Below are 16,801 nucleotides of genomic sequence, written 5' to 3' on the forward strand. Positions count from 1 at the left end.
GCTCGGGATCATCGAATTCACCGGCAACCGGCTGGCGCTAATCGGTGCGGCAATCGTCTTCCTGTTGATCATGCTGGCGATTTTCGCGCCGCTGATCGCGCCCTACGATCCGAGTGCCCAGATTCTTTCCGATGCGCTTCAGGCCCCTTCAGGCGCGCACTGGTTCGGAACGGACGAGTATGGCCGCGACATCTTCAGTCGCGTCGTCTACGGCTCACGGATCACGCTCTACATCGTGACATTGGTCACTGCTACGGTCGCACCGATCGGTCTTGCGATCGGTGCGGTGTCCGGCTATTTCGGTGGTGCCATCGATCTCGTCGTGATGCGAATCACCGACCTCTTTCTGTCATTTCCCAGCCTGATCCTGACGCTCGCCTTCGTCGCCGTTCTGGGCCCGGGATTGAACCAGGCGGTTTTCGCCATTGCGTTGACCGGGTGGCCGCAGATTGCCCGTCTTGCCCGAGCCGAAGCGCTGACCATCCGCAATACCGACTATGTTGCCGCGGCTCGACTTCAGGGCGCATCCAATAGCCGCATCATCTTCAGCGAGATCATTCCGATGTGCTTGCCGAGCGTTGTCATCAGGATCACGCTCAACATGGCAAGTATCATCCTGACGGCCGCAGGCCTCGGCTTTCTCGGGCTCGGGGCACAGCCGCCAGCACCTGAATGGGGTGCGATGACCTCAACCGGACGCCAGTACATGCTGGATAGCTGGTGGGTGGTAACTTATCCGGGCCTGGCGATCATGATCGTCAGCCTTGCCTTCAACCTCTTCGGCGATGGATTGCGTGATGTCCTTGATCCCAGAAGCAAATGATGCCCGACCTCTGATCGAGGTCCATAACCTGTGGGTCCGCTACCAGATGCGCTATCTGAGCATGGATGCCGTTCGAGGCGTCTCCTTCAGTCTCGGACGCGAAAAACTCGCGATTGTCGGTGAGTCGGGCTCGGGAAAATCGACCGTCGGTCGCGCGCTGCTTCGCCTTCTTTCGGAAAACGCCCGCATTACAGCCGACGAGATGCGCTTTGCCGACGTTGATCTGTTGAAAGCCAGCGAACGCAAGATGCAGAAAGTGCGCGGCGCTCGAATCTCGATGATCCTTCAGGATCCGAAATATTCACTAAATCCCGTCATCACCGTCGGCGAGCAGATCGCGGAAGCCTATCGTGTCCACTTCAAGGTCGGACGCAAGGATGCGCGACAGCGCACCCTGCAAATGCTGGAGGCGGTCAAGATCCGCTCGCCCGAGCGGGTTTATGATCTGTACCCGCATCAGGTTTCAGGCGGCATGGGCCAACGGGTGATGATCGCAATGATGCTGATTGCCGAGCCCGATGTCATCATCGCTGACGAGCCGACATCCGCGCTTGATGTAACCGTGCGTCTGCAAGTGCTTGCTATTCTGGACGATCTTGTGCGTGAGCGCGGTATTGGGCTGATCTTCATCAGCCACGATCTGAACCTCGTGCGATCCTTCTGCGATCGAGTTCTGATCATGTATGGTGGCCAAGTCATGGAGACAATTGCGGCAAAGGATCTCGACAATGTCCAGCATCCCTATAGCCGCGGGCTGCTGAATTCCCTGCCTTCACTGGACATGCGGCGCGACATCCTGCCCGTCTTGAACCGCGATCCGGAATGGATGAAGCTGAAGGAGGAAAACGCATGATCGAAGTCAACAATCTCGAACTGAGTTTTGGTGAAGGTGCGGGTTCCCAGCAGGTGCTCTGCGATATTTCCTTTGCCGTCGGCAAGAACGAGGTGTTCGGCCTTGTCGGCGAAAGCGGCTGCGGCAAGTCGACGGTCCTGCGCTGTATTGCCGGACTTTACGATCACTGGACAGGTGCCATCTCGGTGGATGGGCGGCCGATCGGCAAGACGCTCGAAAAGTCGCATTTCCGTCAGATCCAGATGGTGTTTCAGGACCCGTATGGTTCGCTGCATCCCAAGCACACCATTAATGCCACGCTTTCCGCGCCCCTGAAGATCCACAAGGTGGATGGTATAGACCGGCGGATTTCCGGTATTCTGGATCAGGTCGGTCTGCCGTTAAGCTGCCGTTTCCGCTATCCGCATCAGCTTTCCGGCGGCCAGCGGCAACGGGTTGCGATTGCGCGCGCGCTGATCCTGAATCCCAAACTTCTGCTCCTCGATGAGCCAACATCGGCGCTCGATGTTTCCGTTCAGGCCGAGATCCTCAACCTGTTGGCGGAAATTCGGCGGGAACGGGAACTCAGCTATGTGATGGTGAGCCACGACCTCGCGGTGATCTCTCATCTTTGCGACCGGCTGGCGGTTATGCGTCAGGGACGAGATCGAAGAAATTCTTGATCGCGACACGATGCTGACCGGCCAGATGAAGGGTGAGTATACTCGAACGCTCTACGATGCGAGCCGCCGCTATGACCGCACTGTGGCGCAAGCCTTGGCCGGAAGCTAAGAAAAGGAAATGCACATATGACGGCCCAGATATTTGCCGCCTCGGACCTTGTGGCCTTTGCCAGCGAGGTCCTTGCGAAAGCAGGCCTTTCGCAACGTTTTTGCCAGACAGTGGCGTCCGTTCTCGTTGAAGGCGACTTGATGGGGCATACGACGCACGGGCTCAGCCTTCTGCCGGCCTATCTGGCCTCAACGGCAAATGGCGGAATGACGCTTGAGGGCGATCCGGAGCTTTTGAACGAAAGGCCGGCTGCGGCGCTCTGGGACGGGCGGCTCTTGCCTGGTCCCTGGCTGATAACCGAAGGGCTTCGAACTGCGGTCGAGAAGGCCGAGATCTTCGGCACCTACACACTGTCGATCCGGCGCAGCCACCACACAGCGGGTCTTGTTTCCTATCTCAAACCGGTCACCGATCGCGGTATGATGGCCATCATCGCCGTCTCGGACCCGACGGAAGCTTGCGTTGCGCCTTTTGGTGCGGCGTCGCCGGTGCTCTCCACCAATCCGATCGCTTTCGGTATTCCTGGCGAAAGTGGGGCGGCGGTGATCGACATCAGCACATCCGAGACGAATAACGGCATGGTAAACCGGCTTCGCAATGAAGGCAGGCAGTTTGAGCATGAATGGCTGATCGATGCCGAGGGCAGGCCAAGCCGGGACCCGGCGGTACGCTTCACGACGCCGCCCGGTGCGATCATGCCGCTTGGCGGTTTTGCGACCGGGCACAAGGGAACCGGACTGGGCATGACCGTTGAAGCGCTGACGCACGGCCTTTCGGGTAATGGACGCCGGATAGGACCCGAGGGGTGGCAGGCCAATGTGTTCCTGCAGGTGATTGACCCGGAAGCATTTGGCGGGGTTGAGGGCTTCATGGCCGAAAACGGGTTCCTTGCAGAGGCAATCCGCAGTGCCCGTGCGGCAGACGACGAGCGCCCGCCGCGCGTGCCCGGTGAAAGAGCGCGGTCTTTGCGCGCGCGGTATCTGAGCGAAGGCGTTCCGCTGTCACTTGGCATTGTCTCCGGGCTATTGGATTGGGCAGATAGGCTGGGGATGGCCTTGCCGGAAAACGGATAGGCCAATGTGCAAGGAAGGGCAGACTTTCACGGCATGTGTGCTGGCGAAGGTTGGAAAGATTACCCACGGCGATTTCGCGCTACGTCTTGAAGCGTACGGCGGCCGTCACCACGACGAAAGGATGGTCTGATCATGCGTCGCATTCTGATGACAGGGGCCGGCGGCGTCATCGGTCGCGAAATTGCGCGACGTGTCCCGCGCGAAGGCGAAATCTGGCGGCTTTCCGGCCGTAAAGAGATCGAGCCGACCGAAGGCCTTACGGTCGAGTACATGTATGGCGATCTCGTCGATTACGACTTTGCGCTTGAACTGTGTGAGGGCGTCGATGCCATCATCCATATGGCCGGCAACCCGAAGGAGGGACCCTGGGGCAATCTCCTGGCGTCAAATGTCGTCGGAGCCGCCAATCTCTGGGAGGCGGCAGCGCAAAAAGGGGTCGACCGGGTTCTTTACGGCAGTTCCAACCATGTCCTTGGCATGTACCCCACAACAGTGAAACTTGATGGCAGCGAACCTCTGCGACCGGATTCCCGCTACGGCGTGACCAAGGCATTCGGTGAGGCGCTGGCAAGCCTTTATGCCGACAAATACAACGTGAAGGGGTTTGTCATCCGCATCGGCTCATTTCAGGAAAAGCCGCGCTCGCGGCGAGAGCTTTCCACCTGGGTCTCGGCGCGCGACCTGGCCGCTCTGGTGAGGTTGGGGCTGGATGCAGACTATCATCATGAGGCTGTGTTCGGCATTTCTGCCAATAGTCGTAGTTGGTGCGACAATGGGCGAGCCTTCGCGCTGGGCTACCGGCCGCAGGATGACGCCGAAGACTATGTGGATTTGCTAGGACCACTTGAAAGGGATACTGAAAACCCTGTGGACATGCTGCAGGGCGGCGGTTCGGCTGGCAAGGAATTTCGCGGTGATTTGGCGGCGCTGTCGAAACGCGACGCAAAGGGGTAGCCATGCAGCATCGCCTTATCGTCTGTAACACCGCTTCGGCCGATATCATCGTGTATCGCCTCGACCTGGCGACCGGGATCATTGCCGAGGCCGGGCGTCAGCCAATCCCGGGTGTTTCGGGAACGTCATCGGCTATTCCCATGGCCATGCACGGTGATCGAGTCTCATCTCGCTTGGCGCGGCGATAAACCAGCCATTATTTGTTTCAAATATGATCCCGAAAAAGATCTGCTTGACTATACCGGCACATTTTCCGTGCCGGCAGGGTTTTGCTATTTATCTGCTTCCTCGGATGGTGCCTTTCTGCTTGGTGCTGGCGGTAGTCGCGGTTTCTCGATTGCGCTTTCTGCCGACGGCGTTCCGGAAGAGGTCGGTGATACCGTGCATATCGGCGATATGGCCCATTGCCTGTGCGAGCATGGCGGCATCGCTTATGGCGCGGCCTGTCGTGACGACCTGGTGCGCCAATTCGCCTTTGAACGCGCCACCGGCGCCCTGCGCGAAACCGGCATGGTGCAATTTGTCGAAGGGAGTGGGCCACGGCATATTGCGATCGCGCCAGATGGCGCACATGCCTATGTGCTGATGCAAGAGGGTGGTTTTGTCGGCGTGATCGCAACCGCCACGGCGTCGCTTACCGGGGCGGCTCGTCTGGTCCCGGAGGCGGTTGGTCCCATGGGCGGCGATATCGTGATCGCGCCGGATGGAAACCACCTCTTTGTCAGCGAGCGCGCCACCGGCACGATCTTTGCCATGAGGATCGGCAGGGAGACGCCAGTTCCGGTCATTTCAAGTCAGGTGATTGCACCTGAACATCCGCGGGTGCTTTGTCTTTCGGTCGATGGCGGTATTCTGGTTGCTCTTGGGTTTCGCGCCAATGCGGGACGCGTCTATGCGGTCGGTCGAGACGGCGCGCTGACCTCCATGACGGATTTTGATTGCGGCGCCCGCCCAAGCTGGGTCCTCGAGCTGGGCATGGAGACGGGTGATTGAACCGGACCCAGCGTCTTGTTCTTACTGCGTCGGTTTTTGCCGTCCGCATGGATACCTCTGCTCCTGTTGGCAGCAGGGGCGGTGGAAGAGCGGCGCACGGAACAGGCCAGACGCCAAGAAGGACGGTCACCTATCCCGGTGCAACAATGACCGGTAGCGTCGCTGACTGCCGAGCAGGTGCTCGCGCATCGCCTTGTAGGCCATCTCGGGATCGCCATTGGAGATGGCTTCGACGATGTGCCGGTGCTCCTCATGGATTTGGCGCAGATAGGTGGCGGGCGTCTGGTCTTCACCTTCCCGAACGAGTGCAGCACGCGGAATGGCTGTTGGGCCAAAGAGTTCCAGGAACTGAACAAAGCGTGGATTGTTCGCTGCTTTTGTAATGGCAAGGTGCAGGGCAAAATCCGCCTCGATTGTGCTCTTGTCCTCTGTGATCAAGCGGCCGATGGCGCGGTGCTGCTCAACGATTTCCTCTTCGTCCGAAGGCGACCTGCGCATGGCCGCCAAACGAACTGCTTCGGCCTCGATGGCGGTACGCAGTTCCAGAACCTCGATCAATGAGGAAATGCGCTCCGGCTCGATATTCTGGAATGGCAACAGCGGCGTATCGCTTGGTTCAAGGACGAATACGCCCGATCCCCGTCGCGGATTGACGATGCCATCGGCCCTGAGTGAGGCTATGGCCTCGCGCACCACGGTGCGGCTCACCCCGTAGGTATCGGCGAGGCGCGCCTCGGTCGGCAGCCGGTCGCCGGGTTGGAACTGACCGGACTGAACCAGTTCGCGGATCGCCTGGCCGACCTTCACGGCCAGTGTCGTGGACCTGCCACCTGCGAGGTTTTTAGCCTTTACCGCTATGTTTGGCCTGCCGTCTTTGCTGCCTGCGTTCATCGTCTCATCCGGATTGGCTGCCCAGTTCCCATGAGGCTGACGGCATCTATTTGTTATACTAATTTCAGATTTTTATCGCTGCTGATCCGAATACACAACCGTCGATGCGCCTGATAGTGCGGCGCGGGCTGAATGATCCCGACGTTGGATAGCCTGTCCTTACGAAAATCTGCTTCCTTTCGCCCGCCTGTAGGCTCAGCTGCCTATCGGGTGAATTCGAAGTGAGCGGAAGATTCTTCTTTAAAGCAATATGATATGGGCTTGCGTCATCCGTGTAGGTGGTTCAAATTGTTGTATGATAAAATATGGATTATACGAAAATAAATCATACTAATATTGACCTTCCGTAGACCTCCAGCTATGTTTTAATCTGTCAAGGTGGAGGAGCCTCGCTGACAGGCGGCGATGATCTTCGCTGCTCGATCTGCCCCGCCGTTCGGGCTATCCGGGAGGTGTCGATTCATGCGGGTTTCCGCGGTTAAAACGCATGTTCTCGAACATCGTCTGGCTGTTGCCTTCGAAAGTGCCACGATGCGTTTCGACAAGCGTCTTCACGTACTTGTCGAGATTATCTGTGATGATGGAACGGTCGGCTGGGGTGAGTGTTTGGGGCCGGCGCTGCCCAACGCGGCCATGGTGAAGGCCTATGCCGGTGTGCTTGTTGGCATGAACCCGCTCGAGACCGAGAAGATCTGGGCCGTGCTCTACAATCTGCTGCGCGACCAGGGGCAACGCGGCATAACGATCACAGCCCTCTCCGGCATCGATATTGCGCTCTGGGATATCAAGGGCAAACATTTCGGTGTTCCCGTTTCTACCCTGCTTGGAGGTCGGTTCCGCGAAAGTGTCAAGGCTTACGCTACCGGCAGCTTTAAGCGTGACCGGGTCGATAGGGTGGAAGATAATGCCGCAGAGATGGCAGTGCATGCGGCGGCCGGATTTCATGCAGTTAAGATCAAGATCGGTTTCGATCCGCAAGAGGATCTCAGGGTCATTCAGGCGGTGCGCGAGGCGATCGGGGCCGACAAGAGACTTATGATCGACGGCAATCACGGTTATGGCGCCAATGAGGCTATCAGGGTCGGGCGGGCCGCTGCGGACTATGACGTGGACTGGTTCGAGGAACCGGTTGCGCCAGAGCAACTCGAAGCTTACCGGGTGGTGCGCGAAGGCCAACCGATCCCGCTTGCCGGCGGCGAGACTTGGCACACGCGCTGGGGGATGCACGAAGCAATTGCAACGCGTGCGGTCGACATCATTCAACCGGATCTTTGTGGTTGTGGCGGCTTTTCCGAAGCCCGCCGCATTGCCGATCTCGCGACACTCTACGGTGTGCGCTGCATACCCCATGTCTGGGGAACGGCGGTGCAGATCGCCGCGGCGCTGCAGTTTATGGCAGCACTTGCGCCTGACCCGATGCGCAACCGACCGCTCGAACCGATTCTGGAGTTCGATCGCACGGACAATCCCTATCGGCAGGCCGTTGTTACGAAGCCGCTCGATCATGTCGATGGCGTCGTTGCCATTCCCAGCGGCCCTGGCCTTGGGATTACCGTGGACCGGGCGGCGCTTGCCGAATTTCGCTTGAAGGAAGATTTCGATGTTTGAACGCCAGTTTGATGGTGAACCGCCGAAAACGGGGCTGCCACCGGGTACGATCGACACGCAGATGCATATGTATCTGGCCGGCTATCCTGCGATCGCTGGCGGACCAGCGCTGCCGCCAGAGCCGCTGCCGGGAGCGGACGAATACCGACGGTTGATGAACTGGCTTGGAATAGATCGCGTGGTGATCACGCAAGGCAATGCGCATCAGCGTGACAACAGCAATCTGCTTACCTGCCTGGATGTTATGGGCCCCGATGTGGCCCGTGGCGTCGCGGTCGTCGGACCGGAGACGTCAGACGCAGAGCTCGGACAACTCGTCGATGCCGGCGTAACCGGAGCCCGGATCATGGACCTGTCCGGCGGCGCTATCGGTTTGGAAGGCCTTTCGGCTGTTGATGCGATCTGCGCCGACATGGGCTGGATGATTGCTGTCCAGTTCGACGGCAGTGACATTTCCGGGTACGAGGCTGCTCTTTCGGCGCTGAAATCGCGGTGGGTGCTGGACCATCACGGGAAGTTCTTCCGCGGCATCCGTACCGATGGTCCTGAGGTTGCTATTGTCAAACGACTGATTGATCGCGGCAACTGTTACTTCAAGTTTGCCGGCTGTTACGAATCTTCAATTACTGGCGGGCCAGACTACGCCGACATCGCGTCAGTCGCACGGGTGATTGCTTCGCATGCGCCGGAGCGTATCGTTTGGGGTACAAACTGGCCGCACAATATGGCCCAGTGCGAGGCGGACTATCCTGATGACGCTTTGCTGACTGACACCGTCTTAGGTTGGCTGCCTGACTCCTCCGCGCGACAGCTAGCGCTGGTGGACAATCCACAGGTGCTGTACCGGTTTGAGCAGCGATAAGATATTGTGATTAGGCGTGGAATAAGGACCCCGTTAGAGGGGTGATCGGCTTCCAAAAGGGGCCCCTTCTGGCACAGGGGTTACAACAGCCTCCGGTTTATCTCGGAGGCTTTTATTTGGATGCTTGTTGTGGAAACAATTGCAAAGATACGCCGGCTTGCCCTGACGCAAGGCATGCCTATCAAAGCGATCTGCCGGGAATTAGGCATTTCGCGTAAAGTCGTTCGGAAGGTTCTGCGCGGCGGTGAGACCGCGTTCTCCTATGAGCGCACGACGCAGCCTCGCCCGAAGCTTGGGCCGTGGCAGGACCAGCTCGATGGAATACTGCTCGCCAATGATGCCAAGCCGTCGCGCGAACGGCTGACGCTCATCCGGATATATGAAGATCTGCGCGATCAAGGTTACGAAGGCGGCTACGATGCCGTCCGGCGTTATGCCCGCAAATGGTCTAAGGAGCGCGGCTCTGTTTCGACAGAAGCCTATGTGCCGCTTTACTACGCACCCGGTGAGGCCTACCAGTTCGACTGGAGCCACGAGATTGTCGTGCTGAACGGCGTGACGACAACCGTCAAGGTGGCGCATGTCCGGCTCTGCCACAGCCGGATGATGTATGTAAGGGCCTATCCGCGAGAGACACAGGAGATGGTCTTCGACGCCCATGACCGGGCATTCGCCTTCTTCGGCGGGGCTTGTACGCGCGGGATCTATGACAACATGAAGACCGCGGTGGAGACGGTATTTGTCGGCAAGGAACGGCAATACAACCGCCGTTTTCTGCAGATGTGCAGTCATTTCCTTGTCGAACCGGTGGCCTGTACGCCGGCGTCCGGCTGGGAGAAGGGACAGGTCGAGAACCAGGTTAACCTGGTCAGGGAGCGCTTCTTCACACCAAGACTACGCTTCAAGTCCTATGGGGAGCTGAACGGGTGGCTGCTGGACAAATGCATCAGTTACGCCCGTGCCCACAAACATGTCGATCAGCCACAGCGCACGGTCTGGGACGTCTTCGAGGAAGAGCGAACCAATCTGATCGGATACCCAGGCAAGTTCGATGGCTTCCATGCCGTTCAGGCGGCGATCGGCAAGACTTGCCTCGTTCGATCTCGACAACAACAAATATTCCGTACTGTCGACCGCTGTGGGCCGTCCGGCCGAGATCCACGCATACGCTGAGCACATCGTCATTCGCCAGGATGGCGTCGAGATCGGTCAGCATGAGCGCTGCTTCGGCCGGGGCGAGACGATCTATAATCCCTGGCATTATGTGCCGGTCCTGACCCGCAAGCCGGGAGCACTCAGAAACGGTGCGCCATTCCATGACTGGGTTCTGCCGGCTGCCATGGAGAAGGTGCGCCGCCGGCTAAAGGCCATGGCTGATGGTGATCGTCAGATGGTGTCGATCCTGGAATGTGTAGGACTGGACGGACTTCCCGCTGTCGAGGCGGCCTGTCAGGAAGCGCTCGATCAAGGCGTGTTCTCGGCCGCCATCATCATCAATATCCTGGCTCGCAATCGTGATCCGCAGCCACCCGCCATTCTCTCCATTCCCGACGCCCTTCGCCTAACCCATGAGCCTCTGGCAGATTGCGCACGTTACGATAGCCTCCGGAGGGCAAGCTGATATGGAACGATCCCAAATCCTCGACATGATGGGCGCGCTGAAGCTGTTCGGTATGCGTGGCGCTTACGACGAGATCATGGCCTCCGGGATCAAGCGGCAGCATGAGCCGCCGCGCATCGTGGGTAACCTGCTACAGTCGGAGATCGCCGAGAAGCAGGCGCGCTCCATCAAATACCAGCTCACCGTCGCCAAGTTGCCGCTGGCCAAGGACATCGATGACTTCGACTTCTCGGATACGCCGGTCAACGAAGGATTGGTCCGCCAGCTCGCCACAGGCGACTTCCTCTCTCAGCAACATAACCTGGTTCTGGTCGGCGGAACGGGAACAGGAAAGTCACATTTGTCGATCGCACTTGCCCGCGCCCTGATCCGCAACGGGGCAAGAGGACGGTTCTTCAATGTTGTCGACCTCGTCAATCAGCTCGAGACAGAAGCACGAAATGGCAAACAAGGGCGGCTCGCCGACTTCATCACCAGACTCGACTTCGTTATCATGGATGAACTGGGGTATCTCCCGTTTGCCCAGGCTGGTGGCCAGCTTCTCTTCCATCTGGTCAGCAGGCTCTATGAGCGCACCTCGATCATCGTCACCACCAATCTTGCATTCGGCGAGTGGCCAGCCGTGTTTGGCGACGCAAAGATGACCGCTGCGCTCCTCGACCGGCTCACGCACCACTGCGAGATCATCGAAACCGGAAACGAATCCTGGCGTTTCAGAAACCGTTCTCAAAGCTAAAGCCGAAGAAGCCAAACAACCCGCGCCCGCAGGCCTCTACGCTAAATTGATGGCTCCGGGCCTGCGCGCGCTGATCGCCGAGTGCAACCCAAGGGAGGGGTTCCTTTTGGACGCCTAAATGGGGTCCCATTACAACGCCGATTGACAGGGGTTTCTTGCCCACCACACGGCCCTTGTTCCAGGTGGTCTGGGCAGCAGCTTTCACGGGCAAATCCTTGCAAGGTTATAGGACAATAATACCAATAAACCTTGCATGATGGAAGTCACATGTTGCGAGATGGGGCACTTTCTCCATGTTTTGTTGGGTTTTCAGCTTGGGTGCTAATGCGAGCTTTTACCAAAAAGCTTGCATAAAGGTGTCGATGCCGACCTTCGCTGCATGATGCATCGATGACTGCAATGCGGACTTTGCTGCCGTTCGCTGCAACCGCGAAATCTCGGCGTTCGTGAGCGCAGCATTCGACACGAAGGGCGGAATGCGGACGGTCGACAGTGCAGGGTGGAACTCGCAGCAGTAAGAAAAAGCGGTCTATCACATCTCTTGCAATGATTTTCCTGCCGAACCGACCGGAACGGGGTAAGCGGCGAAAGCCATCAGTGATGCACCGCACGCCAAAAGCGTCGTCAGGGCAAGGCGAAACAAGCAAGTGCTGCAGGCGTCTGGCCCTTTGTGCGACATTCGGCCCCCGGCTGCACCCGGGCCGAAAACTTGCGCAGCGCGAGTCACGCTGACGGTCGACGATCCGAAAAAGGCCTGCTTGGCGCGTTGATCGGGCGGAACATGGGCGCAGCTCCATGCGGAGATCAGCGGGCTGGTCTTTTTGGCAAGCTAGCGCAAGGTGCGCTATCGGGAGGGATAAGTTCGATCAATTGTCCAGCCCGGCTAACCGAGTTGGCAACAACTATCCCACTACTGCGAACCAATGCTCCAGTCTAGTTTCCGACTGTCACCAAGACAACAAAGGAAACTTACCATGAACATCACCAGATTTGTTTTTGCCGCCCTTGCCTTCGGAAGCTTCGCCTCCCCGACACTGGCGCAGCAGGAAGCTGCCTGCCCTCAGAACGGCACGGACGCCCCGCTCGCGTTGCATGAAGAGTGGATCATGCAGGGATGGGAGCGCCACGAAGGCGACCCGGAGTTCGTGTTTGTCGAAGAAATGGCCAAGTTCTACGACCTGAAGGATCCCGAGGGCGTATACTGGGACAACCTTGCGCCCGGCGACACGCAACTGTTTACCGATGCCAAGGTGTATGGGGGAAACTGGGAACACCACGTCAACGCCTCCCGGTCGATCCGGCACGGAATGACCGACGTGAACCATGCCGTTGTCGGGCGGGACGTTGCATCGTCCACGATCGGCTTTGTTGGCCGGATCGAACCAGTCAATGGCGAAGTGATCGCCTTTGATACACGCTCCCAACTAGGCTGGGCGTGCATCGAAGGGGCTTGGAAGATCAAGCAAGAGATGAATTACGCTTGGATTGTCGACGCAGAGAGCATTGAAAACACGCTCGGGCGGCGTCTGCAACCCTGATCGCCGAGACTCCGATTACTTCGATACGGCAATTGCGAAACCAGAAGAGATTTTTCTGGAGCGTCACGACATCGACTAAGAGCCGGATTCAAAAGTTCATGATGGGAAACAATATCGTGCGAGGCGTCTGGTCATCACCCTGATGCTGGCGATGTTGACCCATGCTGTGGCGCTTGCGATGGACTTTTCCCAATCTTTGGCCAACCGACGGCATCGTCCGAACCAGCCGAAGGTGCGCTCCACCACCCATCGGCGGGGCAGAACCTCAAAGCCTTTCGCTATGTCGGAGCGCTTGATGATTTCAAGGTTCCATTGGCCGCATCCGCGCAGCGCTTTTCGCAACTTCTGCCCGGCATAGCCGCCATCTGCGAAGACATGGCGCAACCAGGGGAAACGGTAGCGGATGGCTTTCAGGACATCGGGCGCACCGTCGCGGTCCTGGATATCGGCAGCATGGACAAGCACGAACAGCATCAGCCCGATCGTATCGGTGATGATGTGGCGCTTGCGGCCCTTGATCTTCTTGCCGGCGTCGTAGCCCGAAACCCCGCCGCTTTCGGTGGTCTTGACACTCTGGCTGTCGATGACACCGGCTGTGGGCGAGGCCTCGCGCCCCTCCAGTTCGCGCGTAGCGCAGACGAGCAGATGATTGATGGTCTGCCAAAGGCCGATGTCGCGCCAGCCATAGAAATAGCCTCGCACCGTGGAGACCGGAGGGAAGTCCTTCGGCAGAGCCCGCCATTGACTGCCGCTGCCCGCAATATAAAGGATCGCGTTCACCACTTCCCTCATATTCGTTTTCCGTGGCCGCCCGCCGGGCTTGGCCAGCGGTATCAGTGGAGCAATTACAGCCCACTCACGGTCCGTCAAATCGGTTGGATAGCGAAGGCGATCCCGGTTATGCTGCAGGCGGGTGATATCATTCCAGGGCATGCGATCCTCCACGTTCTTGGCAGAGGTGGTTGAATCACATCCTTCTGATATCACTCAACAACTTTTAAATCGGGCTCTAAGCAAACCCAAGCCATGCGGGGTAGTTGGTCTGATCGCTCCGCTGGCTGAACAATGTATCGAAACGATGCCAAGTCAACATCAAGGACGCAAAGAAATGAAAACTGTCATTATGGCTGCATTGCTTGCAACTATTGCGGTTCCCGCACTTGCAGATCCCGGTCTGGAAATGCTTGCCCGCACACTGGGATTGGACTTCGGAAAATACACCGCGGTAGAAATGATCGCGATCACCGAAGCTCGGAGAGACAATGACCGTCACCTTGAAAACTTCTACCTCTCACACGACAACCGCGTCGGGTTCGGCATGGATCCGACAATATCGCCGGGTGAGGTTCAGGTCGCCCTTTCGTTGGACCTGAACCCGGGGGCGCACACGATGACCGAGATGATGGCGATTGCGGAAGCCCGTCGCGAGAATGATGTGCATACGGAGAAGTTCTTGATATCGAAGAACAATCGCATTGCGTCCAATCCGGCCGAAATTGTAACGCCGGGTGAAGCGCAGCTTGCCGCACAATTGGGACTCGACCCTGCCGAATACACGCTCTCTGAATTGAGCAAGCTGTATTTCGAGTCAATCGCCTCGGATAGCGACTGAGCGATCAATCGAAAATGCAAGTCAAAGGGCGCATCGAAAGGTGCGCCCCTATGCCCCAAGCTTCCTGAGTGTCTGAATCGTTCAGTTTCGGCTGCATTGCCTAGTAGATGGCGACAGCATTCCGTCGCTCGGTTATTTGAGTTTTTAGCTGTGGAACAGTTCGTGTATTCAAACCCGTCTCGCTGTTTTTTATAGGCCAGGGATCAGCGGTTGCGGAGTGTTGTTGCTTCAAAAAGCTACAAGGATCGAGCAACACAGCAATGCCGTGGCAGCTACCGCAGTGAATCATGCCGTGAGGCTTACAACTTCCGTTTGGTCACAAGAAAGTTCTTAAGCCATGCTGGAAGTTATGATTGTAGTTTCTGATTTGTCTGGAACTCCATTATCTCCAGCGTTTGACATGATCGATCAGGGCTCTCATTTTGGGTGCCATGTTGCGGCGCTGAGGAAAATACAAATAGAAGCCTGGAAAAGGAGCGAGAAAGCCTTCGAGCAAAGGGATCAGCTCGCCAGACTCGACATATGGGCGGAAATTCTCTTCCAGAGCCAGTGTGATACCACCTCCCGCAAGTGCAGTTCGCAACATCAGGCGGAGATCGTTGGTGGTGATCTGGGGCTCTATGGCAACAACAAACGGGACTCCGTTCTCCTCGAATTCCCAACGGTAGGGCGCAACATTGGGCGCCGGGCGCCAGCCTATGCAACGGTGCCGAGAAAGGTCGCGGGGATGCCTGGGTGTTCCATGTGCTGACAGATAAGACGGAGCAGCCGCCACCGCTTCGCGCTGATCGCCGGTCAGCGGGACTGTGATCATATCCTGTTCAATCACCTCGCCCAGCCTGACTCCGGCGTCGTAGCCGTCGGCAACGATATCGCATTCCTCGTCGGTCACGGTGATATCAAGGAACAAGCCAGGATTTTCCGCGGCAAACGTCGCGAGTAGTGGACCTGCCAGGAACCGCTCCGCGATTGATGTGACAGCGATCCTCAATGTCCCGCTGGGCCTGCTCTCTGTACCCATCTCCTCGAGTGCAGTTTCAATATCTGACAGCGGCCGGGACAATGCTTCCCGCAGTCTTTCTCCTGCTTCCGTCAGACGGACAGACCGGGTGGTTCGCAAGACCAGTGCCGTGCCATGCGCATCCTCCAGACGGCGAATACCCTGACTGACTGCGGACCGTGTCACACCCAGGCGGTCTGCAGCGGCGCGGAAGTTGTGCTCCTCCGCAACAGCGAGAAAGAGCGGCAGGAGGTTCATGTCGATCTTCATTGTCCAACCTCGCTAACCATCAAGTTGATGATTGGATGGCTACACGAGAAACTGAAAAGCGTCCACCTTGTGCATGCACTGACGCAATCGACCTTCAATGGAGTGTAGCATGAATAAAACGGTATTGATAACAGGAGCTTCCAGCGGGATTGGCATGGGCATCGCCAAGGAACTCGGTGCGGCAGGCGCGAAGGTTCTTTTGGGTGCCCGTCGCGTCGAACGGATCGAAGCGATTGCCGCTGAAATCCGCAGCGCCGGCGGGACGGCAGAGGCGCGCGCGCTTGATGTCACCAACCGGCAGTCTGTGATGGCTTTCGCCGAGGCTGCAGTCGGGATGTGGGGGCGTATCGACGTTCTGGTCAACAATGCAGGTATCATGCCCTTGTCGCCGCTGTCCGCCGGCCAACACGAAGAATGGGAGCGCATGGTGGACGTGAACATCAAAGGGGTGCTGTGGGGAATTGGCGCGGTGTTGCCGGTCATGGAAGCCCAGGGCCAAGGGCAAATCATCAACATCGGGTCGATCGGTGCGCTCGAAGTCGTGCCTACTGCCGCCGTCTATTGCGCGACAAAGTTTGCAGTGCGGGCAATTTCCGATGGCCTGCGGCAGGAAAGCCGGTGCGTTCGGGTGACATGCGTCAATCCCGGTGTCGTAGAGAGCGAACTTGCATCCACGATAACGCATGGCGAGACGATGGCGATGATGCAGGCCTATCGCGCCATTTCGCTTCAACCGGCGGATATTGCCCGGGCCGTCCGGCAGCTGATCGATGCACCGCATTCTGTCGATACCAGCGAAATCACCATCCGGCCAACGGAAGCGACATGATGAGTAACGCATTTGCCGCCGTACTTGCTGCAAGCCTGTTGGTTCAATTTGTTCAAGAAGAGGAGGTTACCATGAATGACATGCATCCCTACGTTGGCCTGTGGGTCACGCTGGACGGCCAGATCCGTCACGAGCTGTTGCCGAACAACAGATATGTCGAGGCGCGCGGCACGCGTGAGCGCGCTTATGAAGGGCGCTATCAAGTCACCGGCACTCATATCGACTATTGGGACGATACGGGGTTTACGGCCGATGGTGAATTCATCGACGATGTTCTGCATCATGGGGGAATGATCCTCTATCGCCAGTGACACTGGTTTGCAGTCAGGCAGAGCGGCAATGGGGCATGAGCCTGATGGCGCGCTAC

Annotated in this window: 14 protein-coding genes and 3 pseudogenes; 14 read left to right on the forward strand and 3 right to left on the reverse strand. The window is 58.0% G+C overall.

Annotated elements, in window-relative coordinates; translation table 11 throughout:
• Nucleotides 1-25: 25 nt before the first annotated feature.
• The 6 genes and pseudogenes from nikC to AC0L7L_RS20535 all read left to right on the forward strand — a co-directional run.
• Nucleotides 26-823: pseudogene (gene nikC / locus AC0L7L_RS20510) on the forward strand (nickel transporter permease); the annotation flags it as partial.
• Nucleotides 798-1,676 carry an ABC transporter ATP-binding protein gene (locus AC0L7L_RS20515; RefSeq protein ID WP_272214532.1) on the forward strand — a complete coding sequence of 293 codons (879 nt, stop codon included), beginning with the start codon at nt 798-800 and terminating at the stop codon, nt 1,674-1,676. The pseudogene nikC and the gene AC0L7L_RS20515, both read left to right, overlap by 26 nt.
• Nucleotides 1,673-2,447, forward strand: a pseudogene (locus AC0L7L_RS20520) (ABC transporter ATP-binding protein). The gene AC0L7L_RS20515 and the pseudogene AC0L7L_RS20520 overlap by 4 nt, the downstream one beginning before the upstream one ends.
• 17 nt (nt 2,448-2,464) lie before the next feature.
• A complete protein-coding gene (locus AC0L7L_RS20525) occupies nt 2,465-3,520 on the forward strand; it encodes an Ldh family oxidoreductase (RefSeq protein WP_272214530.1) in 1,056 nt (351 codons plus the stop codon).
• A 132-nt stretch (nt 3,521-3,652) separates the two neighbouring features.
• Nucleotides 3,653-4,474, forward strand: coding sequence for an NAD-dependent epimerase/dehydratase family protein (locus tag AC0L7L_RS20530; protein ID WP_272214529.1), 822 nt, complete (start codon nt 3,653-3,655; stop codon nt 4,472-4,474).
• A gap of 153 nt (nt 4,475-4,627) precedes the next feature.
• Complete coding sequence (locus tag AC0L7L_RS20535; protein WP_473514110.1) at nt 4,628-5,467, forward strand: lactonase family protein; 840 nt, start codon at nt 4,628-4,630, stop codon at nt 5,465-5,467.
• A gap of 126 nt (nt 5,468-5,593) precedes the next feature.
• Here AC0L7L_RS20535 and AC0L7L_RS20540 read toward each other — a convergent pair whose 3' ends face one another.
• Nucleotides 5,594-6,358, reverse strand: coding sequence for a FadR/GntR family transcriptional regulator (locus tag AC0L7L_RS20540; protein ID WP_272214527.1), 765 nt, complete (start codon nt 6,356-6,358; stop codon nt 5,594-5,596).
• Between the two features lie 462 nt (nt 6,359-6,820).
• Between AC0L7L_RS20540 and AC0L7L_RS20545 the strand changes: the two genes are divergently transcribed.
• The 5 genes and pseudogenes from AC0L7L_RS20545 to AC0L7L_RS20565 all read left to right on the forward strand — a co-directional run bounded on the left by AC0L7L_RS20545 (nt 6,821) and on the right by AC0L7L_RS20565 (nt 12,723).
• The gene (locus AC0L7L_RS20545) at nt 6,821-7,966 is read left to right on the forward strand and encodes a mandelate racemase/muconate lactonizing enzyme family protein (RefSeq protein WP_272214526.1); all 1,146 of its coding nucleotides are present in this window, start codon (nt 6,821-6,823) and stop codon (nt 7,964-7,966) included.
• On the forward strand, nt 7,959-8,828 hold the full coding sequence (locus AC0L7L_RS20550) for an amidohydrolase family protein (protein ID WP_272214525.1): 870 nt from the start codon (nt 7,959-7,961) through the stop codon (nt 8,826-8,828). Before AC0L7L_RS20545 ends, AC0L7L_RS20550 begins: the two co-directional genes overlap by 8 nt.
• Before the next feature lie 120 nt (nt 8,829-8,948).
• A pseudogene (gene istA / locus AC0L7L_RS20555) lies at nt 8,949-10,554 on the forward strand (IS21 family transposase).
• Nucleotides 10,451-11,185 (forward strand): IS21-like element helper ATPase IstB, encoded by a 735-nt coding sequence (gene istB / locus AC0L7L_RS20560; protein WP_272214524.1) that lies wholly within the window; start codon nt 10,451-10,453, stop codon nt 11,183-11,185. Before istA ends, istB begins: the two are co-directional and overlap by 104 nt.
• Nucleotides 11,186-12,159: 974 nt before the next feature.
• Nucleotides 12,160-12,723 carry a hypothetical protein gene (locus AC0L7L_RS20565; protein WP_473514114.1) on the forward strand — a complete coding sequence of 188 codons (564 nt, stop codon included), beginning with the start codon at nt 12,160-12,162 and terminating at the stop codon, nt 12,721-12,723.
• A gap of 96 nt (nt 12,724-12,819) precedes the next feature.
• Here the strand turns inward: AC0L7L_RS20565 and AC0L7L_RS20570 are convergent, their stop codons facing one another.
• Nucleotides 12,820-13,656, reverse strand: coding sequence for an IS5 family transposase (locus tag AC0L7L_RS20570; RefSeq protein WP_272210312.1), 837 nt, complete (start codon nt 13,654-13,656; stop codon nt 12,820-12,822).
• Nucleotides 13,657-13,672: 16 nt separating this feature from the next.
• Here AC0L7L_RS20570 and AC0L7L_RS20575 point away from each other — a divergent pair, with 16 nt between their 5' ends.
• Complete coding sequence (locus tag AC0L7L_RS20575) at nt 13,673-14,335, forward strand: hypothetical protein (protein WP_473514116.1); 663 nt, start codon at nt 13,673-13,675, stop codon at nt 14,333-14,335.
• A 382-nt stretch (nt 14,336-14,717) separates the two neighbouring features.
• Here the strand turns inward: AC0L7L_RS20575 and AC0L7L_RS20580 are convergent, their stop codons facing one another.
• Nucleotides 14,718-15,605 (reverse strand): LysR family transcriptional regulator, encoded by an 888-nt coding sequence (locus tag AC0L7L_RS20580; RefSeq protein ID WP_272214518.1) that lies wholly within the window; start codon nt 15,603-15,605, stop codon nt 14,718-14,720.
• A 109-nt stretch (nt 15,606-15,714) separates the two neighbouring features.
• On the opposite strand from AC0L7L_RS20580, the gene AC0L7L_RS20585 reads away from it, so the two are divergent.
• Nucleotides 15,715-16,434: an SDR family oxidoreductase gene (locus AC0L7L_RS20585; RefSeq protein ID WP_272214517.1), complete on the forward strand. Its 720-nt coding sequence runs from the start codon at nt 15,715-15,717 to the stop codon at nt 16,432-16,434.
• Complete coding sequence (locus AC0L7L_RS20590; protein ID WP_473514123.1) at nt 16,434-16,745, forward strand: Atu4866 domain-containing protein; 312 nt, start codon at nt 16,434-16,436, stop codon at nt 16,743-16,745. The genes AC0L7L_RS20585 and AC0L7L_RS20590 overlap by 1 nt, the downstream gene beginning before the upstream one ends.
• Nucleotides 16,746-16,801 lie beyond the last annotated feature (56 nt).

The sequence above is a fragment of the Martelella sp. K41-7 genome, assembly GCF_055808365.1.

Bases quoted from the DNA above. Each gene is read 5' to 3' on its own strand.
- AC0L7L_RS20515 (WP_272214532.1), top strand. From the start codon at position 798: ATGTCCTTGATCCCAGAAGCAAATGATGCCCGACCTCTGATCGAGGTC.
- AC0L7L_RS20525 (WP_272214530.1), top strand. From the start codon at position 2,465: ATGACGGCCCAGATATTTGCCGCCTCGGACCTTGTGGCCTTTGCCAGC.
- AC0L7L_RS20530 (WP_272214529.1), top strand. From the start codon at position 3,653: ATGCGTCGCATTCTGATGACAGGGGCCGGCGGCGTCATCGGTCGCGAA.
- AC0L7L_RS20540 (WP_272214527.1), bottom strand. From the start codon at position 6,358: ATGAACGCAGGCAGCAAAGACGGCAGGCCAAACATAGCGGTAAAGGCT.
- AC0L7L_RS20545 (WP_272214526.1), top strand. From the start codon at position 6,821: ATGCGGGTTTCCGCGGTTAAAACGCATGTTCTCGAACATCGTCTGGCT.
- AC0L7L_RS20550 (WP_272214525.1), top strand. From the start codon at position 7,959: ATGTTTGAACGCCAGTTTGATGGTGAACCGCCGAAAACGGGGCTGCCA.
- istB (WP_272214524.1), top strand. From the start codon at position 10,451: ATGGAACGATCCCAAATCCTCGACATGATGGGCGCGCTGAAGCTGTTC.
- AC0L7L_RS20565 (WP_473514114.1), top strand. From the start codon at position 12,160: ATGAACATCACCAGATTTGTTTTTGCCGCCCTTGCCTTCGGAAGCTTC.
- AC0L7L_RS20570 (WP_272210312.1), bottom strand. From the start codon at position 13,656: ATGCCCTGGAATGATATCACCCGCCTGCAGCATAACCGGGATCGCCTT.
- AC0L7L_RS20580 (WP_272214518.1), bottom strand. From the start codon at position 15,605: ATGAAGATCGACATGAACCTCCTGCCGCTCTTTCTCGCTGTTGCGGAG.
- AC0L7L_RS20585 (WP_272214517.1), top strand. From the start codon at position 15,715: ATGAATAAAACGGTATTGATAACAGGAGCTTCCAGCGGGATTGGCATG.
- AC0L7L_RS20590 (WP_473514123.1), top strand. From the start codon at position 16,434: ATGAGTAACGCATTTGCCGCCGTACTTGCTGCAAGCCTGTTGGTTCAA.